Genomic DNA, 24984 nt, shown 5'->3' with positions numbered 1-24984 from the left:
GGTCCGCCGAGCCGCGCAAACCGGTTGGCCCTGGTTGTCCTCCCCGGAACGGCACGTCGAGCAGCATTGACACGCATCGCTATCCATTCCATGGTCGATGGATTCGTTTCTCCGTCGAAGGGTCGCAGGATGGTCGACAGCGAGCACAGGTACGTCATCGTCGGGGCTGGACCCGCCGGACTCCAACTGAGCTACTACCTCCAGCAGCACGGCGCTGACTACCTGACGATCGAGAGCGGCGACGAGCCCGGCGGCTTCTTCCGGCGGTTCCCACGCCATCGCCGGCTCATCTCGCTGAACAAGGTGCACACCGACAGCGCCGATCCCGAGATCCGCCTGCGGTGGGACTGGAACTCGCTGCTCAACGACTCCCCGGACCTGCTGTTCCCGAGGTTCAGCGAGGAATACCTGCCGGCGGCCGACGACCTGGTGCGCTATCTCGCCGAGTTCCAACGGGTCCACCGGCTCGACGTCCGCTACGGCACGACGGTCGAGCGGATCACGCGGACGGGCGACGGCTTCACGGTGGCTACCGACCGGGGTGACGTTAGTGCGCGCTGCCTGGTCGTCGCGACCGGCTGGGGCCAGCCGTTCGTGCCGGCCATCAAGGGCATCGAACATGCCATCGGGTACGAGGACATGGTCGTCGACCCCACGGCGTACGAGGGTCAGCGAGTTCTGATCATCGGTAAGGGCAACTCCGCCTTCGAGACCGCGTCGGCCATCCTCGGCCGGGCGTCGATGGTGCACCTCGCGAGCCGGCAACCCCTGCGACTCGCGTGGAACACCAAACACCCCGGGGACGTCCGTGGTCAGTACGGCGCGATCCTCGACAGCTACCAGTTCAAGACACTGCACTCGGTGCTCGACTGCACGATCGAAGAGATCCGGCCCGTCGACGGGCGGTTCCAGGTGTCGATCACGTACACCCACGCCGAGGGTGAGACCGCCGTGCTCGACTACCACACGGTGCTGAGGTGCACCGGCTTCCGGATGAGCACCACGGTGTTCGACGAGACGTCCCGTCCCGACATGGTGCGGGACGGCCGCATGCCCGGGTTACGTCCCGACTGGCAGTCGAGCAACATCGACGGCCTGTACTTCGCCGGCACCATCGCCCAGGCCCGGGACGTCAAGCACGCGTCGTCGCCCTTCATCGACGGCTTCCGGTACAACCTCCGTACGTTGACCCGGCTCCTGCGGGAGCGGTACGACGACGTGCCGTTGTCGTACGCGACGACGCCGGCCGACGCCGCTTCGCTGGCCAAGCTGATGCTCGATCGCGTCAACTGGAGTTCGGCGTTGTGGACCCAGTTCGAGTACCTCTGCGACGTCTTCGTACGCGACGACGCCACCGGCGAGTTCCACCACTACGAGGATCTGCCGGAGGACTACGCCGTGGAGCGCTTCGCGGCCGCCACGCAGTGGTACACGCTAGCGCTCCGGTGGGGTCGCGACGAGTACGGCGACGTCTTCGCCATCGAGCGGCACCCGACCCCCGACCGGGCCCGCGAGAGCGCCTTCATCCACCCGGTGATCCGGCGGTACCGCGGCGCGGAACTGGTTGCCGAGCAGCACCTGCTGGAGGATCTGCTGGCCGAGTGGCGGCGCCCGGACCGGCACGTGGAGCCGCTGACCGAGTTCCTGACCGAAGACCTCAGTAGCGGACCATGACCTCGTCGAGGGATTTGCGGGTCAGGTCCGGCACCCGGGCGCCCGGCGCGGGATAGCCGACCGGCATCACCACGTACGGGCGCTCCTCCGGCGGGCGCTCGCACACCTCGTTGAGAAACCGCATCGGGCTGGGCGTGTGGGTCAGCGTGACCAGGCCGGCGTGGTGCAGTGCGGTGATCAGCAGGCCGACCGCGATGCCGACGGACTCCTTCACGTAGTACGGCTTCGGGCTGTGCGGCCCCCGGTGTACCTCGAACACGACGATGACGGCCGGTGCGGTCTCCAGGAACGGCTTGCGCCAGTCGGTGCCGAGGCCGGAGATCGCACCCAGCCACTCCTGGGAGGCGCGGCGGTCGTAGAACGTCCGTTCCTCGGCCTCCGCCGCGTCGCGCAGCCGGCGCTTGCGGGCCGGGTCGGTCAGTACGACGAACCGCCACGGCTGCACGTTGGCGCCACTGGGTGCGGTCGAAGCGGCCCGGATCGCGGCCTCGATCACCCCGTCGGGCACGGGGTCGGAGGCGAAGTCACGCACGGAACGGCGTTGCGCCATCCGGTCCGCGAACCTCTCCGCCTCGCGAACCATGTCCGCCGGCGGCCTACGGTCGTGCTGGATCGGGACCATGGGTAGCAGGTCTGTGTCGGTCACCGGTGGCCTCTCCCTGATCACGTCTGCCGGTCGCCGCGGGAGGAGCCGCCTGCCGCCGACGCCCGGTTCACTCCAGCATCTCCGAGCCGGGACGGTTCGTCATTACGCAGGTGTGCGTTCCTCGCGCGTGGGCACGTCGGGCGCGGTCCGGGCGGCGATCTCGTCGACCACGTCGGTCAGGCGTCCGCGTAGCGCGGCGGCAGCCCGCTGGCGGGTCGCCCCGTCGCCGTCCGTGGCGAGCCGCGCCAGCCAGCTCTCGACCCGCTCGCGGTCGCCCGCCTCGTCCAGTGCGGGCCGGGCGAGCGCGACCAGCCGTTCGGCGAGCGCCCCGGCGGGCAGCAGCCGGCCCGTGGCGACGTCGACGCCGTGGCCGCCCATCCCGTCGCGGGCGGCCCGCCAGTACGCCAGCCGCATCAGCTCCGGGACCAGCTCCGGTCCCTCGTCGCCCCGGTCGACGGCGTCCCCGGCGACGACCACCAGAGCCCGCACCAGGGCGGCGAGTGCCACGGATTCGGCGGCGGTGACGGGCACGTCGGCCACCCGTACCTCGAGCGTGGGGTGTTTCGTCGACAGGCGGAGATCCCAGAAGATCGTGTCACGGTCGACCAGCGCGCCCGCCTCGAGCAGCGTGTCCACGTGGTCGTCGTACTGCTGCGCGGACGTCAGGAACGGCGGCGGGCCGGCCACCGGCCAGCGCCCCCACGTCACGCTGCGCCAGCTCGCGTAACCGGTGTCCCGCTCGGACCAGTAGGGCGAGTTGGCCGCACAGGCGAGAAACACCGGCAGGTGTCGACGCAGGTGGTTGCCGATCAACACGGCACGGTCCCGGTCGGGCTGCTCCACGTGGACATGGACGGCGCAGATCGCGAGCTCATCGTGCAGCCCACGGAAGGTGGCGGTGCCGCGGTCCTGGCGCGGCCCTTCGGTGATGGGCGGTGGCACGGCACGGCCAAGCACCGGCGAGCCGCTCGCGATGACCCGCAGACCTTCCGACCGGGCTGCGGCCTGAACGGCGGCGCGGCCTTCGGTGAGCTGCGCGCCGAGATCGTCCAGGCTCCGGCAGGGGTCGGTGCGGGTCTCGACCTGGAGCTTGGTGATCTCGCCGCCGACCCGCGCGCCGAGGGCCGGGCGCGCGCGGTCGACGACGATGGCCGCCTCCGGCACGACCTCGCCCCGGCCGGCGTCGACGACGAGGAACTCCTCCTCGACGCCGATCAGGGGAATCGGTGATCCCGGGCGCTGTCCCGTAGCCATGTCGACGCCGACCTCTCACCGCCGGTCGTGCGCCGGCGGTGAGCACGTTACGCGACCTTGTCCACACGTTGCGATGTCACGCGTTCCACGGTGGACAGCGCGTCGACGAGCCCGGCCAGGAGCGCTGTCCGTTCTGGCATGCGGTCGAGGCAGACGTACTCACCGGCCGAATGGGCTCCGCCGCCGACCGCGCCCAGGCCGTCGAGGGTCGGTACGCCGAGCGCGGCGGTGAAGTTGCCGTCGGACGCGCCAGCGGCGTGCGCGCCGGCGAGGCTCGGTATGCCGAGCTGGCGGGCGGTCGACTGGGCCAGTTCCAGCAGCGGCCGTGCCAGCTCCGGCGACATGGGGTGGCGGTTGATCCCGCCCTGCACGGTCAGCGTCGCCTCCGGCAGGTGGGGCACCAGCCCGCGGATGCCGTGGTCGACGCGTTCGAGTTCGTCCCTGGTCCAGGCCCGGACGTCGACGGCCAGGCTGGCGCTCTCGGGCACCGTGTTCGTCGTGGTGCCGGCGGAGAGCAGGGTCGGCGTGACGGAGGTGCCACGGCTGCCCGCCGCGCCGAGCGCGCGCAGCGCGAGGACCTGGTGGGCGACCTCGATGGTGGCGTTGACCCCGCGCTGCGGTTCGACGCCGGCGTGGGCGGCGCGACCCCGGACGGTGAGGCGGTAGACCGAGCCGCCCTTCCTGGCCACCTTCACGTGCCCCTCCGGGGTGGCCGCCTCGCAGACGAGAACGGCGGCCGAGCGCCTGGCCTCCCGTTCGATCAGGGGCCGTGACGTGACGGATCCGCTCTCCTCGTCGCAGGTGAGCAGCACGCCCACCGCCGAGGTGTCCTCGACCAGGCGCAGTGCCGTGAACATCTGCACGATGCCGGCCTTCATGTCGCACACGCCAGGTCCCGTCGCGACGTCCTCCCGCACGGTGAAGGGCCTGGACCGGATCGTGCCGGCCGGGAACACGGTGTCGAAGTGGCCGAGGAGCAGCACGCGCTGGTCGGGGGCCGGCCACAGCAGGTGTGGTAGACCGTCGATCACGACCCGACGGGCGGGTCGACCGAGCGCCTCCTCCCCCCAGCGGGCGACCAGGTCCGCACAGGACTCGAGATCAGACAGCGAGCCCGGTGCCGACTCGCACGCGACGAGCGTGCCCAGCCGGTCGACCATGTCCTCTCGGAGCTGCTTCGCGGCGTGGAGCAGACGGCGTGGGTTGTCCATCGATCCCTCCGACTGTCACGGGGGCGGCCCGCCCGTCGTCTCCGCCACCGGCAGCAGCGTGACGGGCCCGGCCAGGCGCGTCCATCGACCATCGCAGGGGGATCGTGGTTTGGGCACCCTTGGCTGTGCGGTGTCGTGGGTCTCCTCGGCCAGCTGGGTCGGAGCCCCGGCGGCGGCCCCGACGAGATCGCCGTCGGCCGCCACGCCACCGTCCACGTCGCCACGATCGACGGACGGCTCCGAACCCGGCTCGTCGAACAGGGCCTAGTGTCTTCACCATGCGACTGGGTGTCCTCGACGTCGGTTCCAACACGGTGCACCTGCTGGTGGTCGATGCCCACCACGGGGCACACCCCTGGCCGGCACACTCGGAGAAGGTCGTGCTGCGGCTGGCCGAGCAGATCGGCCCGGACGGCGCCCTCACCGAGGCCGGAGCGGACGGCCTGGTCAAGGCGGTCGGCATGGCCAAGGCGGCGGCCGTCGGGCTCGGCGCCGACGACCTGATCGCGTTCGCCACCTCCGCCGTCCGCGACGCCACCAACGCCGCCGAGGTGCTGGCCCGGGTGCGCGACGAAACCGGCGTACGCCTGGAGGTGCTGCCGGGTGCGGACGAGGCGCGGCTGACCTTCCTCGCGGTGCGGCGCTGGTTCGGCTGGTCGGCGGGCCGGCTGCTGGTGCTGGACATCGGCGGTGGCTCGCTGGAGCTGGCGGCCGGCATCGACGAGGACCCGACCGTCGCGGTCTCCCTGCCGCTCGGCGCCGGGCGGCTCACCCGCGACCGGCTCCGGGTGGACCCCGACAGTGCGGCGCCGCCGCCGGCCGAGGCCGTCGACGAGCTGCGGACGTACGTCGACGGGCTGCTGGAACCGGTCGTCGCGCAGATCACCGAGGTGGGCTGGGAACGGCCCGTGGCCACCTCGAAGACGTTCCGGACGCTGGCCCGGCTGGCCGGCGCGGCCCCCTCCGGCGCCGGCCTGTGGGCGCCCCGCCGGCTCACCCGCGCCGGACTTCGGCAGGTGCTCGCGTTCGTCCGGCACATCCCGCCGGCCCAGCTCGTCGAGCTGGAGGGGGTCAGCGCCGGCCGTTCCCACCAGTTGCTCGCCGGGGCGGTCGTCGCCGAGGCCGTACTGCGTCAACTGGACGTGGACGCGTTGGACATCTGCCCGTGGGCGCTGCGTGAGGGCGTCATCCTGCGCCGGTTGGACCAGCTCGGTCCGGGTGGTCCGGTGTGATCTGGGCGGTTTGCGGTTTCTCGTCACGAGGTGTCGAACGGCCCCGGCTACCCTCGACGGTGTGACTTCCCGCGTCCCCGTGCTCCTGTCCACGTCCTCGGTCTTCCCTGAACGGACCGCGGCGGCGTTCCAGCTGGCCGCCGCCCTCGGCTACGACGGCGTCGAGGTGATGGTCTGGACGGACGCCGTCAGCCAGGACGCCGGCGCGCTGCTCGGGCTCGCCGAGCACTACGGCGTACCGGTGCTCTCCGTCCACGCGCCCTGCCTGCTGGTCACGCAGCGGGTGTGGAGCCCCGACCCGTGGGAGCGGCTGCGCCGCTCCGCCGAGCTGGCGGCGACGCTCGGGGCGCCCACCGTGGTGGTGCACCCGCCGTTCACCTGGCAGCGGGACTACGCGCGCAACTTCGCCGACGGGCTCGCCGGGATCGCCGCCGAGTACCCGGACCTGCGCTTCCCGGTGGAGAACATGTACCCGGTCCGGATGGCGGGCCGGCAGTTCGTGCCGTACGTGCCGGGTTGGGATCCGACGGAGACGGGGTACGCCTCCTACACGCTCGACCTGTCGCACTGCGCCGCCTCGCACACCGACTCCCTGGCGATGGCCGACCGGATGGGCGCCGCCCTGGCCCACGTGCACCTCGGCGACGGCACCGGCGAGGGCCGCGACGAGCACCTGGTGCCGGGGCGCGGCACCCAGCCCTGCGGCGAACTGCTCTCCTCGCTGGCCGGGCGCGGGTTCACCGGCTCGGTCGCCGTGGAGGTCACCACCCGGGGCGCGAAGAGCCGCGCCGTGCGGGAGGCCGACCTGCGGGAGGCGCTGGCGTTCGCCCGCCAGCACCTCGGCACGCCGAGCCCGGTCGACGCCTGAGTGCCGCGCCGCCCCGGTCGACGCCCGGGGACGTACCGGGGGCGGGCGTCAGACGCTCGTGGTGAGCGACTCCTTGGTGCCAGCACCGGCCTGCTCGCCGATGGCCGCGCGCTTGCGGGCGCGGTGGGCGGCCACGTGCGAGCGGGTGGCACAGCGTTCCGAGCAGAACCGCCGGCAGCAGTTGGACGAGGTGTCCAGGTAGACGTTGCCGCAGCGCTCGTCGGCGCACACCCCGAACCGGGCGCTGCCGTACTCGCAGAGCCAGACCGACAGCCCCCAGACCGCGCCGGCCAGGTATTCCGCGCTCACCGAGGCGCCCCGGCTGGTCACGTGCATGTGCCAGTCGTTGGAGTCGTGCCCGGAGATGCGGGGCTGCACCGGGAACGCCTCCAGCATCGCGTTCAGCTCGATCACCGCCTGGGCGTCCCGCCCGGAGGTGCCGTACTCGAACACGTCGCGCAGCCGCTTCTGCGCCCGCCGGAAGGTCGTGAGGTCCCGTTCCGCCACCTCGTCGCGCATCCACGCGTTGTCGTCGGGGAAGAGGGCCCGCAGGTCGTCGAGGTCGTCCAGGCGGGCGTTGACGAGGTCAACGCCGGTCCGGGCGTACGCGTCGAAGTTCACGCCCACAACCGTAGACGACTCAGAGGGCCCGTGGCGCGTCGATGTAGTGCGGCAGGAACCGCGCGTAGCCGTCGGTGATGAGGCTCGCGCTCTCCCGTACCCCCACCCCGGCCGACTCGCCGTCGACGATCCAGCTGCCCAGCACCATCCGGTTGCCGGCGAACTCCGGCAGCGCCCGGAACTCCTGGTAGCACCAGCCCTCGTCGCCGTAGATCCCCGGGTTGGTGATCTCGGTGTCGCCGGTGACGATCCGCACCGAGCCGCCCTCCCGGCCGAGCAGCGGCTTGGCCACGTACTCCGGCATGCCGCGCGGTGAGTCGAGGTACGCCGGCAGCAGCAGCTCGTGGCCGGGGTACAGCTCCCAGAGCACGGCGAGCAGCGCCTTGTTGGACAACAGCAGCTTCCACGCCGGCTCGATCCAGGTCGTCGGGGTGCCCGGCGCCAGCGCCAGCGGCCCGTAGGGCTCGGCGAGCATCCACTCCCACGGGTAGAGCTTGAAGCAGGTGGTGACCGGCTGGTCGGCCGCGTCGACGAAGCGCCGGCCGTCCCAGCCGAGCCGCTGGATCGGCTGGAGGGTGACCTCCAGCCCGGCCTGGCGGGCGGTCTCGGCGAGGTAGCCGGCGGTCATGTGGTCCTCGCCGGACTCCTCCTCGTTCGACCAGACCACGTGTACCCGGCGGTCGTGCAGCCCGGCGCCGATCTTCGCCCAGGCGCCGACGAGGCGCTCGTGCAGGCTGTTCCACTGGTCCAGCTCCGGCCGGGTGTGCTCCAGCCAGAACCACTGGACGATGCTCGCCTCGACCAGCGCGGTGGGGGTGTCGGCGTTGTACTCCAGCAGCTTCGGCGGCCAACTGCCGTCGTAGGCGAGGTCGAAACGCCCGTAGAGGGTGGGCGGGGCCTCGCGCAGCGACCGGGCCACGGCCTCGGCCGCCCAGGCGGGGATGCCGAACTCGGCGTAGCGGTGGCGCGCGACGACGTGTTCGGCGGCGGCGACCGACATCCGGTGCAGCTCCTCGGTCGCCTCCTCCAGCCGCAGCACCTCGTCCAGCTCGAACGCGTACGCGGCGGTCTCGTCCCAGTACGACATGATGCCGCCGTCGGGCAGCTCGGTGTCGACGTACACCAGGCCCTGGGAGCGGATCGTGGCGTCCCAGTCCGGGCGGGGGGTGACCGACTCCCGGCGCACCTCAGCCGCCGCAGGCGGCGAGGTGGGTGCCGAAGCCGCCCCGGTCGGGCACCGCCGCGGCGGCCGGCTCCGGCGCGGTGCGCCCGGAGGTCACCACGGGCGCCCGCAGCGCCAGGGCCACCGTCTCGCCGCCGCCCACCGGGCCGAGGGCGCAGTCGTCATCGTCGTCGTCCGAGGTCATGTTGCAGCCGGAGAGGGTGAGCGCGAGGACGGTGAGCGCGCCGAGCTGCACGGAGGCCGACCGGAGCCGGCGGCGGGGGCGTTGTTCCACGTCATGGTTGTAGCCGATGGGGGCCACCGCCGTCCGCCCGCAGGTGGTGCCTGTGATGCGGTTGGGACCTCACGTCCGAGGCTGCGCCGCCGCCCCGCGCGGGGCCACCGGTGGGCGTTACGCTCGATCCATGCTCCGTACCGTCATCCTCGCCGCCTCCCGGTCACCCCAGGTCGAGCGGCTCGTCGCGACGGCCCCGTTCACCCGGGACCTCGTCCGCCGGTTCGTGGCCGGCGCCAAGACCGACGACGCGTTGCGCGCGACCCGCGAACTCGTCGACGACGGTCTCGCGGTCACCCTCGACAACCTCGGCGAGGACACCGTCACCCCCGAGCAGGCCACCGCCATCCGCGACGAGTACGTCGGGCTGCTGAGGCTGCTCTCCGGCGCGGGGCTCACCCCGGCCGCGGAGGTGAGCGTCAAGTTGTCGGCTCTCGGGCAGCTGTTCGACGAGCAGCTCGCCTACGACAACGCCCGGGCGATCTGCGCCGCCGCCGAGGCGGCGGGCACCACGGTCACCCTGGACATGGAGGACCACACCACCACCGACTCGACCCTGGACATCCTCGCCAAGCTGCGCAAGGACCATCCGTCGACCGGCGCGGTGCTCCAGGCCTACCTGCGGCGCACCGAGTCGGACTGCCGCGAGCTGGCCACGGCCGGTTCCCGGGTGCGGCTGTGCAAGGGCGCGTACAAGGAGCCGGAGTCGGTGGCCTACCAGTCCGCCCGCGAGGTGGACAAGTCTTACGTGCGCTGCCTGAACATCCTGATGTCGGGCGACGGCTACCCGATGCTGGCCACCCACGACCCCCGCCTGATCGCCATCGGCGAGGACCGGGCCCGCTGGTTCGACCGTGGCCCCGAGCGCTTCGAGTTCCAGATGCTCTACGGCATCCGCCCGGAGGAGCAGGCCCGGCTGGCCGGCGAGGGCCACACCGTGCGGGTCTACCTGCCCTACGGCGAGGACTGGTACGGCTACCTGATGCGCCGGCTCGCCGAGCGCCCGGCCAACCTCGCGTTCTTCGGCCGGGCCGTGCTGTCGAAGAAGTGAGCCAGCCGTTCGACCAGCCCGGCGGCTCAGCACCAGGCGGTGGCCGTTGACCACAGCGGCTAACGGCCTTAGCTTCTAGGTTATGACAGTTAGTTATCTGGAGCGGGACGGCGGACGGATCGCCTACGAGGTGCACGGGCAGGGGCCGCTCGTCGTCCTCTCGCACGGTGTGGGGGAGAACCGTCGCTCCTTCCGCCACCTGGTCCCGCTGCTCGTCGCGGCCGGGCACCGGGTGGCGTCGGTGGACGTCCGGGGGCACGGCGCGTCCAGCGCCGACCGGCCGTCGTACACCCCGGCGGAGGTCGGCGCAGACCTGCTCGCGGTGGTCGGCGCCCTGGGCGGCGGGCCGGCCACCCTGGTCGGCAGTTCGTCCAGCGCGGCGGCCGTGGTCTTCGCCGCCGCCGACGCTCCCGCCCTGGTCAACGGCATCGTCCAGGTCGCCCCGTTCGTCGAGGAGCCGAAGCTCAACCCGTTCACGCGGCTGATCCAGACCGCCGTGCTGCGCAGCCCCCGGATGTTCGGGCTGTTCCACCGCACGCTCTTCCCGTGCGGCCGGCCGGCCGACGACGCGGCGTACCGCAGGGCGATGGTCGCCAACCTGCGCGAGCCCGGCCGGATGGCGGCGATGCGCGGCGTGCTCGCGCCGGCCGAGCCGCACTGGACCGCCCGCGCCCGCGAGGTCCGGCAGCCGGTGCTGGTGCTGATGGGCACGAAGGACCCGGACTTCCCCGACCCGCGCGCCGGGGCGTGGGCGGCCCGCCGGCTCTTCGCCACCGCCGAGGCGCGGATGATCGACGAGTCCGGCCACTACCCGCACGCCGACCAGCCGGCCCGCACCGCCGCCCAGCTCACCGAGTTCCTGGCGGCCACCGGTGCCTAGGGTCGGGCTCAACCAGCGGACGGTGGTGCGCGAGGCGGCCCGGCTCGCCGACGAGGTCGGCACCGACCAGCTCACCCTCGCCGCCCTGGCCAACCGGCTCGGCGTCGCACTGCCCAGCCTCTACAAGCACGTCCGGGGCGCCGACGCGCTCGCTCGGAAGCTCTCCGCGCTGGCCACCGCCGAGCTCGCCGACGAGCTGACCGCCGCCGTCGCGGGCCGGGCCGGCGGGGACGCGCTGCGGGCCCTGGCCGCCGCCTACCGGGCGTACGCCCACCGGCACCCCGGTGGCTACCCGGCCACCCAGCGGGTGCCGGACCCGACCGACCCGGAGCACGTCGCCGCCGGGGAACGGGCCGTCGGGGCGATCCGGGCCACCCTGCGGGGCTACGGGCTCGACGGCGACGACGCCCTCGACGCGACCCGGATGCTGCGCAGCACCCTGCACGGATTCGTCTCGCTGGAGGCGGCCGGCGGGTTCGGCCTGCCCCGCGCCGTCGACGCCTCCTTCGACAACCTGGTCGCCGCGCTGGACGGTGCGTTCCGGTCCTGGCCCCGGCGGGCCTGATGGTCGTACCCTTCGGCGGGTGACTGACGGGCAGCCCGGGACGGACGGCCGAGCGGTGACGGACGACGCGCCGGTCACCGCGACGGAAGGAGCCGAGCCCGCCGCCGGTGCCGAGCCCGCTGACGGTGCCGAGCCCGCCGACAGCAACCAGTCCGGAGACGGTGCCGAGCCCGTTGCGGCGGCGACAGCCGCCGAGCCGGCGGTGCGGCGGATCCGGCCGCTCGGGGTGGCGCTGGTGGCGGTGGTCCTGCTGCTGGCCGGTGGCCTGCCCACGGCGCTGGTGTTCGGCCTGGTGCGGGCCGGTGAACCGCCGGCACCGAGGGCGTCCGCCGCCCCGGCCGAGGATCCCGCCACCGCAGCCGCCCGCCGGCTCGGGGAGCGGATGACGGCCGAACTGGCCCGGCAGTCCGCCGCCCTGCTCGGCGGGGACCGTGCCGGGTTCCTGGCGGTCGCGGAGCCGGTCGCGCACCCGGACCTGCGCCGCCGGTACGCCGCGCTGCGCGCGCTGCGGGTGACCGCCTGGGAGGCCTACGCCACCGGCCTGCCCGCCCCCGTCGAGGGCCGCCCCGGCGAGTGGCGGCTGCTGGTCGAGTTCCGCTACTGCTTCGTCACCCCGGGCTGCCGCACCAGCCGCGTGCTGACCGGCACCCGCTGGCGGGAGGGGGAACGGCCCCGTCTGCTCGCCGTGGAGCCGTCCCGCTCAGCCGGGACCGGCACCCGGCCCTGGGAGGTCAGCGAGCTGGCCGTGGCCGTCGGTCCGCGTACGCTCGTGGCCACCACTCCCGCTCTGCGCAGGGATCTGCCCGGCCTGCTCGCCCAGGCGGAGGCGGCCGCCAGGGTCGCCGACACGTACGCCGTCGACGGCCGAACGCCGGACCGGTACCGCATCTTCCAGGCCGGCCGGGGTGAGTGGCAGCGTTGGTACGGCGGCGGCCGGCCGAAGTGGACCGGTGGTTACGCGGTCACGGTCGGCGGCGGCCACCACGAGGTGGTGCTCAACGCCGAGGGCCTCGTCGCCGGCGGGGTGGACGACCTGCTCCGCCACGAGCTGACCCACGCCGCGTCCCTGCCCGAGCAGGGCTACCCGGGCAAGGACACCTGGTGGCTGGTGGAGGGGTTGGCCGAGTACGCGGGCGCCGACGGCGAGCCGGTCGACCGGTACCCCGGACTGGACGAGGTCCGGAGCCTGTTCGGTGGCGGCTGGGACGGCCGGCTCGGCAGCCTCAGCCTGGCCGACGACGCCCCGGCCGACCGGGTCGGCGGCAGCTACGGCATCTCCTACCTGGCGGTCCGGCACCTGGTCGACCGGTTCGGCCCGGAGCGGCTGCTCGCCTTCTTCGCGGCCGTGGTGCACGAGCGCACGCCCGTGGAGCGGGCGGCCGAGCGGGTCCTCGGCGAACCCTGGCCCGCCCTGCACGCCGGGTGCGTCGCCTACGTGCGGGCCGTGGTCGGTTGACGTAACCGGGCGGAGCCGCGGTTGCGGCGCACCGGTCCGGGGCGGGCCCGCGGCGTTCATGATCGACCGCTGTCGGGCGGCGCCGGGCGACCTGCCACACTGGTGCCCGCTCCCAGCGCGGAGCCCCGGTCCGCGTCCGGAAGCGGCCCGGGGCACCCGCCCGGTGGCTCCGGTGGCGCCGCCGGAGCCACCGGGCGCCTTCCGCGCGGCGACGACCCCCGGTCGAGTGTTCACGGGCGAGATTCATGATCAGTTGTACGAAGGGATCGCGCCGGTCACAGCCGTCCCGCTACCGTACTGGTAACACGCGCGTCGCCGGTCCGGGCGGGACGAACCCGTCCGGTGGCACGCGCCGGGCATGGGATTGGTCGGTGAGCCATGGCCGGGTCGCAGTCCGACGGACGGCTGTCGGAGGTCAAGTTCCTCACCGTCGCCGAGGTGGCGGCGGTGATGCGGGTGTCGAAGATGACGGTCTACCGCCTGGTGCACAGCGGCGAACTCACCGCGGTCCGGGTCGGCCGGTCGTTCCGGGTACCCGAACACGCGGTGCACGAATACCTGCGGGGCGCCTTCCAGGAAACCGCCTGAACCCGGCGCGGGACCGCCCGTGGAGGGCGACGTAACGGGCATCGACGGGGCCGCGTTGGTCCTGCTGACGCTCTCCGGCTACCCTGGAGCCCGACCGTGACCGCAGGCGCTCCCTGCTGCTTACCCCGCTGGTCCGGTCCGTTGTCCGCAAGCGGTCGCCGACGTCACACCGTGGCGTCATCCGGTCGCCCCGCACGTTGCATCGAAAGGCTTTCGTATGGGCTCGGTGGTCAAGAAGCGCCGCAAGCGCATGGCTAAGAAGAAGCACCGCAAGCTGCTGCGCAAGACCCGCGTCCAGCGTCGCCGTCTCGGCAAGTGACCGGGGCCGGGTCCCGGCCCGGCTCCCGTCGTCACTTGCCAACTGTCGACCCTCGGAGGCTCAGGTGATCACGCCGCGGATGTCCCGGCTCGATCCCGCCTGCCGGGGGAGGTGCCTGACATGACCCCCGGTGGCACCCCAGGTGCCCCGGGGGTCGTCGTCGTCACCGGGGTGAGCCGATACCTCGGCGCGCACGTCGCCGCCCGGCTCGCCGCCGACCCCCGCATCGAGCGGGTCATCGGCGTGGACCAGCCCGAGCCCGGCGCCGAGGTCAGCGACCTGCTCGACCGGGTCGAGCGCGTCCGCGTCGACCCCGGCTCGCTCGGCGGCCTCCTCGCCGACCTCGACGTCGACGCGGTGGTCCACCTCGCCCTGGTCACCTCGCCGGATCCGCAGCACGGCGGCCGCTCGGCGATGAAGGAGCAGAACGTCATCGGCACGATGCAGCTCCTCGCCGCCTGCCAGCGCGCCCCCCGGCTGCGCAAGCTCGTGGTCCGCTCCTCGACGGCGGCCTACGGCGCGTCGTTCCGCGACCCGGCCGTCTTCACCGAGGAGACCGAGCCGCGTGAGGTGCCGCGCGGGGGGTTCGGCCGCGACATCCTCGACATCGAGGGGTACGTCCGCGGCTTCCGCCGCCGCCGCCCCGACGTCACCGCGACCGTGCTGCGCTTCGCGCCGTTCATCGGCTCGACCGCCGACACCACCCTCACCCGCTACTTCTCCCGGCCGGTGGTGCCCACCGTGTTCGGGCGTGACCCCCGGTTGCAGTTCCTGCACTTCGACGACGCGCTGGAGGTGCTGCACCGGTCGATCGTCGAGGACCACCCGGGCACCTACAACGTGGCGGGCCCCGGCGTGCTCTCCCTGTCGCAGGCGATCCGCCGGGCCGGCCGGGTCGCCGTGCCGGTGCTGGAGCCCGGCCTCTCCAGCGCCGCCGCGATCGCCCGCAACCTCGGCTTCGGCCGCTACGGCCTGGACCAGGTCGACCTCTTCGTGCACGGTCGGGTCGTCGACACCAGCCGGCTGGAGCGGGAGTACGCCTTCACGCCCCGCACCACCGCCGCCGCCTTCGACGACTTCATCCGCGCCCACCACGGTGGGGTCGTGGTGCACCGGGACCAGTTGGCCGTCGCGGAGCAGCTCGTGCTGGACGGGATCCGGCAGGTCCGGTCGGCCGTACGGGAGGGCTCGTGAACGCGCCGGACGAGCGGCGCGACGGCCGCTACGACGTACCGCTGAGGGTGTCCGCGCCGGGCGCGGAGCCCGTGCGGGCGAACGGACACCACCCCGGCCCGGCCGACGAGCCCGACCCGACCGCCACGGACGAGTCGCTCGCGGCGGCGGGTGCGGGGCGCAACGGGGCGGCGCCGGCACCGGCGGGCGGGCCGGCGGTGCCGGACCGGCCCGGCGACCACTGGGACCGCAAGGTCGCCAAGGGCCTGGCGTTCCTGCGTCGCCGCCTCTCCGGCGACTACGAGGTCGACGAGTTCGGCTTCGATCCCGACATCACGGAGGCGGTCTTCCACCCGCTGCTGCGGATGCTCTACCGGGACTGGTTCCGCACCGAGGTCACCGGTCTGGAGCACGTGCCAGCCGAGGGCGCCGGCCTGGTGGTCGGCAACCACTCCGGCACCGTGGCGCTGGACGCGTTGATCCTCTCGGCCGCGCTGCACGACCAGCACCCGGCCCGCCGCTACCTGCGGCTGCTCGGCGCCGACCTGGTCTTCCGGATGCCGGTGGTCTCCGAGATCGCCCGCAAGACCGGCGGGACGGTCGCCTGCAACCCGGACGCCGAGCGGCTGCTCGGCAACGGGGAGCTGGTCGGCGTCTTCCCCGAGGGCTTCAAGGGCATCGGCAAGCTCTACTCCGACCGCTACAAGCTGCAGCGCTTCGGCCGGGGCGGGTTCGTCTCGGCGGCGCTGCGCACCGGCACCCCGATCGTGCCGGTCGCCATCGTCGGCGGCGAGGAGATCTATCCGATGCTCGCCGACATCAAGCCCCTGGCGCGGCTGCTCAAGCTGCCCTACTTTCCGGTCACGCCGACGTTTCCCCTGCTGGGGCCGCTCGGCGCGGTGCCGCTGCCGAGCAAGTGGCTGATCGAGTTCTGCCCGCCGATTCCCACCGACCACCTGACGGACTCCGCCGACGACCCACTGGTCGTGTTCAACCTCGCCGACCAGGTGCGGGAGACCATCCAGCAGACCCTGCACCAGCTGCTGGAGCGGCGTCCGGACCCGTTCGGCCCCTGAGGGGGCCCGCCCGCTGCGCCGGACCTCGACGGCCGGCCGGACAGTCTCCACGCTCGATACCACACAGGTGTGCATGTGCCGCGCAGGTGTCAGCGTTCCCGGCGGCAGTGGTTCCTCACCCTCGCGTGGCTTCCACGCCGTCAGCCGTCCCGGCGGCGACGATGCAGCGCCAGCCCCGCGGTGACCGCACCGGCGACCAGGCCGGCCGCCGCGGTGGACGGCACGGCGATCTTGACGGCGCGGCGGCCGGTGCGGAAGTCGCGGACGTCCCAGCCGCGCTGCCGGGCCACCCTGAACAGAGCGGCGTCCGGGTTGACCGCCACGCCCCGGCCCACCATGGAGAGCATCGGCAGGTCGTTGTACGAGTCGCTGTAGGCGGTGCAGCGGCGCAGGTCCAGCCCTTCGACCGCGGCGAGCTGGGTGACCGCCTCCGCCTTGGCCGGACCGTGCATCAGGTCGCCGACCAACCGGCCGGTGTACGCGCCGTCGACGATCTCGGCGACCGTGCCGACCGCGCCGGTCAGGCCCAGCCGCGCGGCGATCACCCGGCCGATCTCCACCGGCGCCGCGCTGACCAGCCAGACCCGCTCGCCTCCGTCCAGGTGACGCTGGGCGAGCTGGCGGGTGCCGGCCCAGATCCGGGGTGCCATCAGCTCGTCGAAGATCTCCTCCGCCAGGCGCTCCACGGCGTCCACCCGCCAGCCCTCGACGAAGGCGAGGGCGGCCTCCTTGGCCTGCGACATGTCGCCGGCGTGTTCGGTGGCGAGCAGCCGGAACCGCAGCTGCTGCCAGGCGAACCGGGCCAGGTCGGTGGTCGTGAAGTAGTCGCGCGCGGCAAGGCCCCGGGCGAACCAGTAGATCGACGCGCCCCGCATCATCGTGTTGTCGACGTCGAAGAAGGCCGCCGCGCTCGGATCGGGTTGCGGGGGAGCCAGCGGTGCCAGGCCGGTCTCCGCCCAGCCGGCGGTGTGACCGTGGGCGTCGGTGCTGACCGTCACCTTGCGGCTGCGGGCCACGCGGTCTCCCTCCGCTCGACGGCGCGACGTGCGCATCCCGCGAGGGTAGCCGGGCCCGGGTGACGGACGGCCGCCTCACCGGTGAACTGTGGCGTGGACGTCTCGGCCGGGGCCGGGCCGGCGGTCGGTCAGCGGTCGCCGGGGCAGCCGGCCGGGGCCGGGCCGAGGGCGTCGCTGCCGGTGGGCGCGGGCAGGCCGCAGGCGATCGCCGCGCGCAGCGCGTCGGAGCGCTTGCGGGCCGCGTCGAGCAGGGTGAGTGAGCGACGGGTCCGCTCGCGGTCGGCCCGGCTGACGTCGTCGAGGAGCCCGCCGACCGCCTGGCGCTGGCCGGTGACGAAGGAGTTGACCGCGTCCAGGGCCGCCGGGTCGGAGCGCTGCGCCGCGGCGGTGGTCAGCAGGCGTACGCCCTGGCGGGTGTCGGCGTCCATGTCGTCGAGCACCGCGCTGAAGCCGTTCTCGTCCCCGCGCAGTGTGGCCGCCTCGGCGAGCCGGGTGCGGGCGAAGTCCAGGAACAGCTGGCCCCGGCCGACGTCCGAGCTGGCGAGCGCGAGCTGGGCGCGTTCGGTGGAGCGCTTCATGCCGTACAGCGCGTCGCCGGGTACGGCGTTCTCGCTGGCGGCGGAGATGCCCGAGAGGGCGACGGCGCCGGCGGCGACGCCGACGAGGATGGCGCCGCGGGCGCGGGCCCTGCGGGCGGTCACCGCGGGCAGTAGCCGGTTGCGGCCGGCGTCGGCGGAGCGCCGCGACGACGGCTCGGCCGGGGCGCCGATGCCCTCACGCTCGGCCGTGGCCATCAGCATGGCCCGCAGTCCGGTACGGAACTCCGGGGCCACCTCTGCGGCGGGCGGGGCCACGGTCAGCCGCCGACCCACCGCGACGAGCGTGGCCAACTGGTCGTCGGCCCGGGAACGGACGTGGTGTCGCCGGCCCCCGTTGGCCTCGTCGAGAAGCTGCGCGAAACGCTCCGCGCGCCGACGGGAGAAGAGGTTGCTGTCCACCGCGGGCGCCTCCTCTCGCTGGTCGCGGCCGGTCGGCCGCTGTCATCGACAGCGACCGGTGACGGCGTGACACCACGGACGAAGCTCGTGGCCGGCCGCGCTGCCGGACCTCGGGGGCCCGGGGATGCCGGGGCTACACCGGTCGCACCCGGAGAAACGGTCCGCACCGGACATGGGTTACGGGGCCGGCGGCGGCCAAATCACGGAAAGTGATCGCCGAAGCGGGGTCACGACGGCTCTGAGCTGCGCGTACATCCATTGATGCACGGCAGTCCCCGGTAGGGACTACGGTTGGAAACCGTCCGGCAGCAGCCGGGCCAACGCTCGTACCGCGCGGTACTGGAGCGCCTTGATGGCGCCCTCGTTCTTGCCCATCGTGCGGGCCGTCTCGGCCACGGAGAAGCCCTGCAGGAAGCGGAGCACGATGCACTCCTGCTGCTCCGGGTTGAGCTGCTTGACGGCGCTGAGCAGGGCCACGTTGGTGATGTGCTCGACGACCGCCGCCTCCGGACTGCCCTCGGGGCCCCGGTCCTCGCGGTCGGCGTCGAGCACGTCCCCGGTGGTGACCTCCAGCCGGTAGCGGCCGGACTTGAAGTGGTCCGCCACCAGGTTCCGGGCGATCGTGACCAGCCAGGCGCCCAGGTCGCGCCCCTGCCAGGTGAAGCTGCCGATCCGCTTGAGGGCGCGCAGGAACGTGTCGGAGGTGAGGTCCTCGGCGAGTTGGCGGTTGCCCACCCGGAAGTAGACGAACCGGAAGACCGTGTCGACGTACCGGTCGTAGATCAGCCCGAACGCCTCGGATTCGCCGGCCTGGGCCCGCTCGACCAACCCCCACACCTCGGTGGCGGGGTCGGACGGATCCGGGCGGCTGGGAAAGCCCGTCGAGGCGTTGACCGGAGCGGCGGCCGGCACCGCCGGGAGCACCGCCGTCTCCGGGCCGGACTCGTCGGGCGCCTTGGCCGGCTCGGTGGTGCGACGGCCCTGCGCGGGCATGGCGGGCCGGGCGGGTACCGCGACCCGGCCGCCGGCCGGCTTCGCGTTGCCTCCGGGCGCCGCGGAGCGTGGCGGAGGCTCGTTCTGATGTGGCCTGCTGCGGGTCCGGCTCGACGCGCCCTCGCCCCGTACGACGAGGTTGCCCGTGTCGTCCAGCGGGCCACGGGCGGCGGGCCGCTCGTTGACGGCGCCGCGGATCACCGGGTTGGTCAGGCCGGCCGGCCGTTCCGCGTATCCGAAGGTGGTCACCGCGCCGCCTCCGTCCCGCCGGCGGGCCACGCCGGCCGGCGTGGCGCCGTCGTGGCCCGGCCGGCACGGCCGGGCAGGGCTGGCTCGGGGTGTGCCGACGGGCGGCAGATCCCCTTGAGGTGCTGGTCCAATGCGCTCACAGGCACGGGGGCCTCCTCGGGCTGAGGGGTGTCGACTCACGGCAAATGGGGTGAGCCGACCCGAGTGATGATAGGGCCAACGTCACCCAAGCGTGGCAAGTCCGTTACACAGGGCGGAAGTATTTCCCGCTGCGTCGCACAGCCGGCGGACCGCTTGTCCGTCGGGTGCGGTTGACTTTCGGATTGCGGCGTGATTGCGAATGAATTCCAGGTCAGTGCGGTTTTGGTCGCGCTGGGCGGGGCGACGGCGCGGGTCGTCGACTCGGGACCGCCGGACCTTCCCGGCACCCCCGGCGCCCCCGGAGTGTCCCGTGGGCGGGACAGGTGCCGTCCCGCCCGCGCGCCCCGGCCGTCCTGCCGGCGGGACTTGCCTGGGCCGTTCTTCCCGTCCGACGGGATGTGCCGTCGGCCTTCGCCGGGCATGGCCCACAGGCCCCGCACTGTGCCAGACTCAGCCACCGTGCAGGACGCAACCGACAGCACCGCCTCGACCCTCGTCGAGCGGCTCCACCGGGCGGCCACCGCCGACGGCGACCGACCCGCGTTGCACTGGCGCGATCGGACCGTCACCTGGTCCGAACTCGACGCCTCGGTGACGGCCACCGCCCACGCCCTGGCGGCCCTGACCGGGGCGCCGCCGGCCGGGCCCCGCCCGACGCCGGGCCCCACCGCCACCGACCGGCACCCGCCCCGGGTCGCCGTGGCGCTCGGCAACTCGCCGGACTTCGTGGTGAGCTGTCTCGCCGCGCTGCGCGCCGGGCTGGTCGCGGTGCCGGTCAACCCCGGCCTCACCGCCCCCGAGCTGAAGCACGTGCTGGCCGACTCCGGTGCCTCGGTGCTGATCGCCACCGAGCGGGTGCGCGAGCTGGTCGCCGGCGTCGCCGAGGACCTGCCCGCGCTCGTCGCCGTGCACACCGCGCCGCCGGTGGCGCCGGCCGGCCACCCGTTTTCCGACCGGGGCCGCGACGACCTGGCGCTGCTGCTCTACACGTCCGGCACCGAGGGGCGGCCGAAGGGCGCGATGCTGACGCACCGCGCGCTGGCGGCCAACCACGAACAGGTCGGCCGCATCGACCCGCCCGTCGTCGGGCCCGACGACACCGTGCTGCTTGCGCTGCCGCTGTTCCACGCGTACGGGCTGAACGCGGGGCTCGGCGCGGTCGTCCACCATGGCGCCACCGGGGTGCTCGTCGACGACCTGGGCCCCGACGCGGGGCTGGCCGAGATCGCCCGGCGCCGGGTCACGGTGCTGGTCGGCGTACCGTCGATGGTGGCCGCCTGGTCCACGGCGGACGCCGCTGCGGTCGCCGCGGCGATGGCGGCGGTCCGGGTCGTGGTCTGCGGCGCGGCGCCGCTGGAGCCGGCCGTCGCGGCGCGCTTCGCCGAGGTCGCCGGTCGCCCGGTGCACGTCGGGTACGGCCTCACCGAGACCGCGCCCGTGCTGACCTCCACCCTGGTCGGCGGGGAGCCGAAGCCCGGCGCGATCGGCCGGCCGCTGCCCGGCGTCGAGCTGCGCCTGGTCGGCGCCGACGGGGCCGACCTGTGGCGCGACGGCGTGGCCGAGCCGGACGACGACACCGACGAGCTGGATCTCTCCGACGTCACGCCCGGCACCGACCCGGGCCAGGTCGTGGTGCGGGGGGCGAACGTCTTCGCCGGCTACTGGCCGGACGGCCGGGGCGGCCCGGACGCCGACGGTTGGTGGCCCACCGGCGACGTGGCGTACGCCGACTCCGACGGCGACCTCTTCCTGGTGGACCGGATCGGCGAGCTGATCCTCGTCAACGGCTTCAACGTGTACCCGCACGAGGTCGAGCTGGTGCTCTCCGCGCACCCGGGGGTGGTCGAGTCGGCGGTACTGGGTGTGCCGCACCCGCGCACCGGCGAGACTGTCCGGGCGTACGTGGTGGCGGCGCCGGGGGCTGCGGTGACCGGTGCCGAGCTGCTCGCCCACTGCGCCCGCAACCTGGCCCGGTTCAAGTGCCCGACCGCCGTCGAGTTCGTCGACGAGTTGCCGCACTCGGTGATCGGCAAGGTGCGCAAGACCCTGCTCCGGCCGGCGTCGCCTGCGGCGGCCCCGGTGCCGTCCCCGGCGGCGTCGCCGGAGACCCGCCCGCCGGCCCCGGCCGGCACCAGCACGACGGAGGAGAGCGATGCGTGAGCCTCGACTCACCCTGATCACCCGCCCCGGATGCCACCTCTGCGACGAGGCGAAGGTGGCGCTGGACCGGGTGGTGGCGGTCACCGGGGACCGGTGGACCGAGAAGGACGTCACCGACGACATCGAGCTGGAACGCGAGTACGGCGACCGGCTTCCCGTGGTGCTGCTCGACGGCAAGGAGCACGGCTACTGGCGGGTGGAGGAGGAACGGCTGCTACGCGACCTGACCACGCCACAGCTGTAGCGCGGCGCGGCCGGCCCGGCGGGGCTGTGGTGCCGGGTGGGGCTGTGGTGCCGGGTGGGGCTGTGGTGCCGGGTTGGGCTGTGCTGCCGGGTGGGGCGTACGGCGCCGGGCGTTAGGGTGCTCGGATGACCCCTGCGCGCAACCACCTGGTGTGGGACTGGAACGGCACCCTGCTCAACGACCTGAGCCTGGTGGTCGCCTCCACCAACGTCGCCTTCGCCAGCGTCGGCGGACCCGCCGTGACGGCCGACGAGCACCGGGTGCGGTTCCGCCGGCCGATCGCGGACTACTACGCCGAGGTGCTCGGCCGGGCGGTCGACGACGACGCGTTCGGCCGCCTGGACCGGATCTTCCACGACGCGTACCGGACGGGGCTGACGACCTGTGAGCTGGCGCACGACGCAGGCGTCGCGATGGCGGCCTGGCCGGGCAGCCAGTCCCTGCTGTCCATGTGGTTCCACGAGGAGCTGGTGCCGACCGTGCACACGTACGGCCTGACCGGGCACTTCGTCCGGGTGGACGGGCTGCGGGCGAGTGTCGGCGGGGACCGCAAGGCCGAGTCCCTCCGGCGGCACCTGACCGAGCTGGGCGTGGACGGCCGGGACGTGGTGCTGATCGGGGACTCCGTCGACGACGCCGACGCCGCCGTGTCGGTGGGGGGCCGGGCCGTCCTCTACACCGGTGGTTTCACCGACCCGGCCCGGCTGCGCGCCTCCGGCCACCCGGTCGCCGACACCCTCAGCGAGGCGGTCGGCCTGGCGGCCACGCTGCCCTGACCGGCCGGCGGTCAGTTGCGCAGGTAGGCCAGCACGGCCAGGACCCGTCGGTGCTGCTCGGTGTCGGGCGGGAGCTGGAGCTTGGTGAAGATGTTGCGGACGTGCTTCTCGACAGCGCCGTCGGTGACCACCAGGGTCCTCGCGATCGCGGTGTTGGAGCGGCCCTCGGCCATCAGCGCGAGCACCTCGCGTTCGCGCGGGGTGAGTTCGCGCAGCGGATCGTCGCGCCGGCGCCGGGCGAAGAGCTGGCCGACCACCTCGGGGTCGAGCACCGTTCCGCCGGCGGCCACCCGGTCCAGCGCGTCGAGGAACTCGTCGATCGCGGCCACCCGGTCCTTGAGCAGGTAGCCGATCCCGCCTCCGCCGCCGCCGGTGGTGGCGAGCAGGTCGTCGGCGTACGACACCTCGACGTACTGGGAGAGGACCAGGATCGGGGTGCGGGGCACCAGCCGGCGGGCCTCCACCGCCGCGCGCAGCCCTTCGTCGGTGTGCGACGGGGGCATCCGGACGTCGACGATCGACACGTCCGGCCGGTGGGTCACCACCGCCGCCACCAGCGCCTCCCCGTCGGCCACGGCGGCCACCACCTCGTGCCCGCACTCGGTGAGCAGCCGTACCAGCCCCTCCCGGAGCAGCACCGCGTCGTCCGCGATCACGATCCGCATGTCCTGTTGTCTACCACGGGCGGGTCACCGCGGTAGCTCCGCGCGGATCTTGGTGGGCCCGCCGGCCGGGCTGGTCACGGAGAGCCGGCCGCCGGCGGCGCGGACCCGGTCGGCGATGCCGACGAGCCCGTGCCCCTTGGCCAGGTGGGCGCCGCCCTGCCCGTCGTCGTCGACGTCGACCTCCAGCCACCCGTCGCGCCGGGCCACGGTGATCTGGCACTCGGTCGCCCGGCTGTGCTTGGCGACGTTGGTCAGCGACTCGGACACCACGAAGTAGGCGGTGCTCTCCACCGCCGGGTCGAGCCGCCCGGCCGGGCTGCCCAGCTCCGGGTCCACCCGCAGCTCGATCGGGATCAGGCCGCGTCCGGCCAGCGCCGCCAGGGCGCTGGGCAGCCCCCGGTCGACCAGGATCGGCGGCGCGATGCCCCGGGACAGGGCGCGCAGTTCGGCGAGCGTCTCCCGGGTCTGGGTGACGGCCTCGTCCAGCGTGCGCCCGGCGGCCTCCGGGTCGGTGGCGAGTTGCTGGCGGGCCCGGCTGAGGTCCATCGCGAGCCGGACCAGGCGCTGCTGCGGGCCGTCGTGGATGTCCCGCTCCAGCCGACGCAGTGCGCTCGCCTCGGCGGAGACGGCGGCCCGCTTCTGCTCCTCCAGCACGGTGATCCGGTTGCGCATCTCGGCCACGCCGGTGAGCAGGGCCCGGCCGAAGCCGGCCTGGAGCAGCGCGCAGCCCCGGGCCACGATCGGCAGGGTGATCAGGAAGAACAGCCCGATCGCGGTGTGCAGCCCGATCCGGGCGACGGTCGAGTCGCCGAGGCCGAGGAGGTGGGGGAGGCCGACGTCGTCCGGGCCGCCGTGCGGCAGCGCCCAGTCGTATGCCCAGTAGAGGGTGCCGGCGACGGCCCCGGCCCACCACACCAGCGTGACCACGAAGGTGACGATGGCCACGATCAGCTTGAGGATCCCGTGCGCGAGGTCGAGCCAGGACTGCGCGTCCCCCATCGGCACGAAGATCCGCCGCCACGCGCTCGCCCCGGGCTCGGCGAGCCGGTACTGGGGGCGGATCCGGGACTGGTGGAGCACGGCGGGGAGGCGGAGCCGCTCGATGTCGGCGAGGCCCCGGGCGGCGTAGAGGGTGCCGCTGAGGATCGGCAGGCCGATCACCGTCACCACCAGTCCGAGCCCGGCCGCCAGGCCGACCAGCAGCACGACGAAGCTGGCCAGGGCCAGCGGGAGGCCCAGCAGCACGTAGCCGGAGTCCAGCAGGAGCTGGCGGGAGATGGTCGGCGTCGGCGCTGGCTGGTCGGCGGCGACGGGTACGGCGGTCATGTCACGAGGCTAGGCAGGCGCGGGGTCGCCCACCCATCCCGTCGGCCCGTCTCTACGGCGTAGGGCTGGCCCTACCGTGACCGGATCGTGGGCGGGCCGTGGGTCGCGTGATTGGTCAGAGAAGTCTTAATTGAGCAATAATCGGCGCGGCCAGCGCCATCGGCGCCGCTTGGAGGTCGGGCGGCGGCCGGCGGCGGCCGCTGGATCGATCTTGCGGAATGGAGGGGCTGGTGAAGCCGCGTCGCGAGCTTTCAAGATCGCGATTTGTGCACGCCTTCACAAGCGCCTACTCTGTAGTTCCGACGCGCCCTGCTAGCACAGCCGGCAATCTCGGTCGCCAGCGGG

General features: G+C 73.7%; 25 protein-coding genes and 1 pseudogene. 15 read left to right on the top strand and 11 right to left on the bottom strand.

What is annotated here, in order from left to right:
• Positions 1-129 precede the first annotated feature (129 nt).
• On the top strand, positions 130-1674 hold the full coding sequence (locus tag KBX06_RS03470) for an NAD(P)-binding domain-containing protein (protein WP_210832656.1): 1545 nt from the start codon (positions 130-132) through the stop codon (positions 1672-1674).
• Here the strand turns inward: KBX06_RS03470 and KBX06_RS03465 are convergent.
• The 3 genes from KBX06_RS03465 to KBX06_RS03455 form a co-directional block, all read right to left on the bottom strand.
• Positions 1658-2296 (bottom strand): nitroreductase family protein, encoded by a 639-nt coding sequence (locus tag KBX06_RS03465; protein ID WP_374225567.1) that lies wholly within the window; start codon positions 2294-2296, stop codon positions 1658-1660. The two genes, KBX06_RS03470 and KBX06_RS03465, sit on opposite strands and share 17 nt — an antisense overlap.
• 126 nt (positions 2297-2422) lie before the next feature.
• Complete coding sequence (locus KBX06_RS03460) at positions 2423-3574, bottom strand: glutamate--cysteine ligase (RefSeq protein WP_210832655.1); 1152 nt, start codon at positions 3572-3574, stop codon at positions 2423-2425.
• Positions 3575-3621: 47 nt separating this feature from the next.
• A complete protein-coding gene (locus KBX06_RS03455; protein WP_210832654.1) occupies positions 3622-4785 on the bottom strand; it encodes a M20 family metallopeptidase in 1164 nt (387 codons plus the stop codon).
• Between the two features lie 278 nt (positions 4786-5063).
• On the opposite strand from KBX06_RS03455, the gene KBX06_RS03450 reads away from it, so the two are divergent.
• A complete protein-coding gene (locus KBX06_RS03450; protein WP_210832653.1) occupies positions 5064-6017 on the top strand; it encodes a Ppx/GppA phosphatase family protein in 954 nt (317 codons plus the stop codon).
• A gap of 61 nt (positions 6018-6078) precedes the next feature.
• Entirely contained in the window at positions 6079-6885 is an 807-nt protein-coding gene (locus KBX06_RS03445; protein WP_210832652.1) for a sugar phosphate isomerase/epimerase, read from the top strand.
• A gap of 48 nt (positions 6886-6933) precedes the next feature.
• Here KBX06_RS03445 and KBX06_RS03440 read toward each other — a convergent pair whose 3' ends face one another.
• Genes KBX06_RS03440 through KBX06_RS03430 form a run of 3 tightly spaced genes read right to left on the bottom strand, consistent with a single transcriptional unit; the run spans position 6934 to position 8963 of the window.
• A complete protein-coding gene (locus KBX06_RS03440; RefSeq protein ID WP_210832651.1) occupies positions 6934-7506 on the bottom strand; it encodes a CGNR zinc finger domain-containing protein in 573 nt (190 codons plus the stop codon).
• A gap of 19 nt (positions 7507-7525) precedes the next feature.
• Positions 7526-8692, bottom strand: coding sequence for a glutathionylspermidine synthase family protein (locus tag KBX06_RS03435; RefSeq protein WP_210832650.1), 1167 nt, complete (start codon positions 8690-8692; stop codon positions 7526-7528).
• Between the two features lies 1 nt (position 8693).
• Complete coding sequence (locus KBX06_RS03430) at positions 8694-8963, bottom strand: hypothetical protein (protein WP_247684996.1); 270 nt, start codon at positions 8961-8963, stop codon at positions 8694-8696.
• A gap of 130 nt (positions 8964-9093) precedes the next feature.
• On the opposite strand from KBX06_RS03430, the gene KBX06_RS03425 reads away from it, so the two are divergent.
• From KBX06_RS03425 to KBX06_RS03390, 9 genes and pseudogenes are all read left to right on the top strand, one after another.
• Entirely contained in the window at positions 9094-10014 is a 921-nt protein-coding gene (locus tag KBX06_RS03425; protein WP_210832649.1) for a proline dehydrogenase family protein, read from the top strand.
• Between the two features lie 82 nt (positions 10015-10096).
• On the top strand, positions 10097-10894 hold the full coding sequence (locus KBX06_RS03420; protein ID WP_210832648.1) for an alpha/beta fold hydrolase: 798 nt from the start codon (positions 10097-10099) through the stop codon (positions 10892-10894).
• A complete protein-coding gene (locus KBX06_RS28405; RefSeq protein ID WP_210832647.1) occupies positions 10887-11459 on the top strand; it encodes a TetR/AcrR family transcriptional regulator in 573 nt (190 codons plus the stop codon). Before KBX06_RS03420 ends, KBX06_RS28405 begins: the two co-directional genes overlap by 8 nt.
• A gap of 19 nt (positions 11460-11478) precedes the next feature.
• Positions 11479-12915, top strand: coding sequence for a hypothetical protein (locus KBX06_RS03410; RefSeq protein ID WP_307854407.1), 1437 nt, complete (start codon positions 11479-11481; stop codon positions 12913-12915).
• Between the two features lie 51 nt (positions 12916-12966).
• Positions 12967-13164 (top strand): annotated as a pseudogene (locus tag KBX06_RS28400) (hypothetical protein); the annotation flags it as partial.
• A 129-nt stretch (positions 13165-13293) separates the two neighbouring features.
• On the top strand, positions 13294-13503 hold the full coding sequence (locus KBX06_RS03405) for a helix-turn-helix domain-containing protein (protein ID WP_145773774.1): 210 nt from the start codon (positions 13294-13296) through the stop codon (positions 13501-13503).
• A gap of 217 nt (positions 13504-13720) precedes the next feature.
• Entirely contained in the window at positions 13721-13822 is a 102-nt protein-coding gene (locus KBX06_RS03400; RefSeq protein WP_007465623.1) for a 30S ribosomal protein bS22, read from the top strand.
• A gap of 120 nt (positions 13823-13942) precedes the next feature.
• Positions 13943-15016, top strand: a complete 1074-nt coding sequence (locus tag KBX06_RS03395) for an NAD-dependent epimerase/dehydratase family protein (RefSeq protein WP_210832646.1) — start codon at positions 13943-13945, stop codon at positions 15014-15016.
• 197 nt (positions 15017-15213) lie between these two features.
• Positions 15214-16071, top strand: a complete 858-nt coding sequence (locus tag KBX06_RS03390) for a lysophospholipid acyltransferase family protein (protein ID WP_210832951.1) — start codon at positions 15214-15216, stop codon at positions 16069-16071.
• Between the two features lie 140 nt (positions 16072-16211).
• Here the strand turns inward: KBX06_RS03390 and KBX06_RS03385 are convergent, their stop codons facing one another.
• The 3 genes from KBX06_RS03385 to KBX06_RS03375 form a co-directional block, all read right to left on the bottom strand.
• Positions 16212-17123 (bottom strand): HAD family phosphatase, encoded by a 912-nt coding sequence (locus tag KBX06_RS03385; protein ID WP_210832645.1) that lies wholly within the window; start codon positions 17121-17123, stop codon positions 16212-16214.
• A 92-nt stretch (positions 17124-17215) separates the two neighbouring features.
• Positions 17216-18085, bottom strand: coding sequence for a DUF5667 domain-containing protein (locus KBX06_RS03380; RefSeq protein WP_210832644.1), 870 nt, complete (start codon positions 18083-18085; stop codon positions 17216-17218).
• Between the two features lie 285 nt (positions 18086-18370).
• On the bottom strand, positions 18371-19327 hold the full coding sequence (locus tag KBX06_RS03375; RefSeq protein ID WP_210832643.1) for an ECF subfamily RNA polymerase sigma factor, BldN family: 957 nt from the start codon (positions 19325-19327) through the stop codon (positions 18371-18373).
• Between the two features lie 561 nt (positions 19328-19888).
• On the opposite strand from KBX06_RS03375, the gene KBX06_RS03370 reads away from it, so the two are divergent.
• From KBX06_RS03370 to KBX06_RS03360, 3 genes are all read left to right on the top strand, one after another.
• On the top strand, positions 19889-21628 hold the full coding sequence (locus KBX06_RS03370) for an AMP-binding protein (protein ID WP_210832642.1): 1740 nt from the start codon (positions 19889-19891) through the stop codon (positions 21626-21628).
• Entirely contained in the window at positions 21621-21872 is a 252-nt protein-coding gene (locus tag KBX06_RS03365) for a glutaredoxin family protein (protein ID WP_210832641.1), read from the top strand. The genes KBX06_RS03370 and KBX06_RS03365 overlap by 8 nt, the downstream gene beginning before the upstream one ends.
• A gap of 125 nt (positions 21873-21997) precedes the next feature.
• Entirely contained in the window at positions 21998-22648 is a 651-nt protein-coding gene (locus tag KBX06_RS03360; protein WP_088998229.1) for an HAD family hydrolase, read from the top strand.
• 11 nt (positions 22649-22659) lie between these two features.
• On the opposite strand, the gene KBX06_RS03355 is transcribed toward KBX06_RS03360, so the two are convergent.
• A complete protein-coding gene (locus KBX06_RS03355; protein ID WP_210832640.1) occupies positions 22660-23313 on the bottom strand; it encodes a response regulator transcription factor in 654 nt (217 codons plus the stop codon).
• A gap of 24 nt (positions 23314-23337) precedes the next feature.
• A complete protein-coding gene (locus tag KBX06_RS03350; RefSeq protein ID WP_210832639.1) occupies positions 23338-24639 on the bottom strand; it encodes a sensor histidine kinase in 1302 nt (433 codons plus the stop codon).
• Positions 24640-24984 lie beyond the last annotated feature (345 nt).

It is taken from the genome of Micromonospora sp. C31 (assembly GCF_018070575.1).
In the GTDB taxonomy this organism is placed as follows: Bacteria; Actinomycetota; Actinomycetes; order Mycobacteriales; family Micromonosporaceae; genus Micromonospora.
Note: the sequence above shows the minus strand (reverse complement) of the source record. Positions and strands in the feature narration are given on the sequence as shown.

Coding starts and splice junctions, on each gene's coding strand:
- KBX06_RS03470 (WP_210832656.1), top strand. CDS start 130: ATGGTCGACAGCGAGCACAGGTACGTCATCGTCGGGGCTGGACCCGCC.
- KBX06_RS03465 (WP_374225567.1), bottom strand. CDS start 2,296: ATGGTCCCGATCCAGCACGACCGTAGGCCGCCGGCGGACATGGTTCGC.
- KBX06_RS03460 (WP_210832655.1), bottom strand. CDS start 3,574: ATGGCTACGGGACAGCGCCCGGGATCACCGATTCCCCTGATCGGCGTC.
- KBX06_RS03455 (WP_210832654.1), bottom strand. CDS start 4,785: ATGGACAACCCACGCCGTCTGCTCCACGCCGCGAAGCAGCTCCGAGAG.
- KBX06_RS03450 (WP_210832653.1), top strand. CDS start 5,064: ATGCGACTGGGTGTCCTCGACGTCGGTTCCAACACGGTGCACCTGCTG.
- KBX06_RS03425 (WP_210832649.1), top strand. CDS start 9,094: ATGCTCCGTACCGTCATCCTCGCCGCCTCCCGGTCACCCCAGGTCGAG.
- KBX06_RS03420 (WP_210832648.1), top strand. CDS start 10,097: ATGACAGTTAGTTATCTGGAGCGGGACGGCGGACGGATCGCCTACGAG.
- KBX06_RS03405 (WP_145773774.1), top strand. CDS start 13,294: ATGGCCGGGTCGCAGTCCGACGGACGGCTGTCGGAGGTCAAGTTCCTC.
- KBX06_RS03400 (WP_007465623.1), top strand. CDS start 13,721: ATGGGCTCGGTGGTCAAGAAGCGCCGCAAGCGCATGGCTAAGAAGAAG.
- KBX06_RS03395 (WP_210832646.1), top strand. CDS start 13,943: ATGACCCCCGGTGGCACCCCAGGTGCCCCGGGGGTCGTCGTCGTCACC.
- KBX06_RS03385 (WP_210832645.1), bottom strand. CDS start 17,123: ATGCGCACGTCGCGCCGTCGAGCGGAGGGAGACCGCGTGGCCCGCAGC.
- KBX06_RS03370 (WP_210832642.1), top strand. CDS start 19,889: ATGGCCCACAGGCCCCGCACTGTGCCAGACTCAGCCACCGTGCAGGAC.
- KBX06_RS03365 (WP_210832641.1), top strand. CDS start 21,621: ATGCGTGAGCCTCGACTCACCCTGATCACCCGCCCCGGATGCCACCTC.
- KBX06_RS03360 (WP_088998229.1), top strand. CDS start 21,998: ATGACCCCTGCGCGCAACCACCTGGTGTGGGACTGGAACGGCACCCTG.
- KBX06_RS03355 (WP_210832640.1), bottom strand. CDS start 23,313: ATGCGGATCGTGATCGCGGACGACGCGGTGCTGCTCCGGGAGGGGCTG.
- KBX06_RS03350 (WP_210832639.1), bottom strand. CDS start 24,639: ATGACCGCCGTACCCGTCGCCGCCGACCAGCCAGCGCCGACGCCGACC.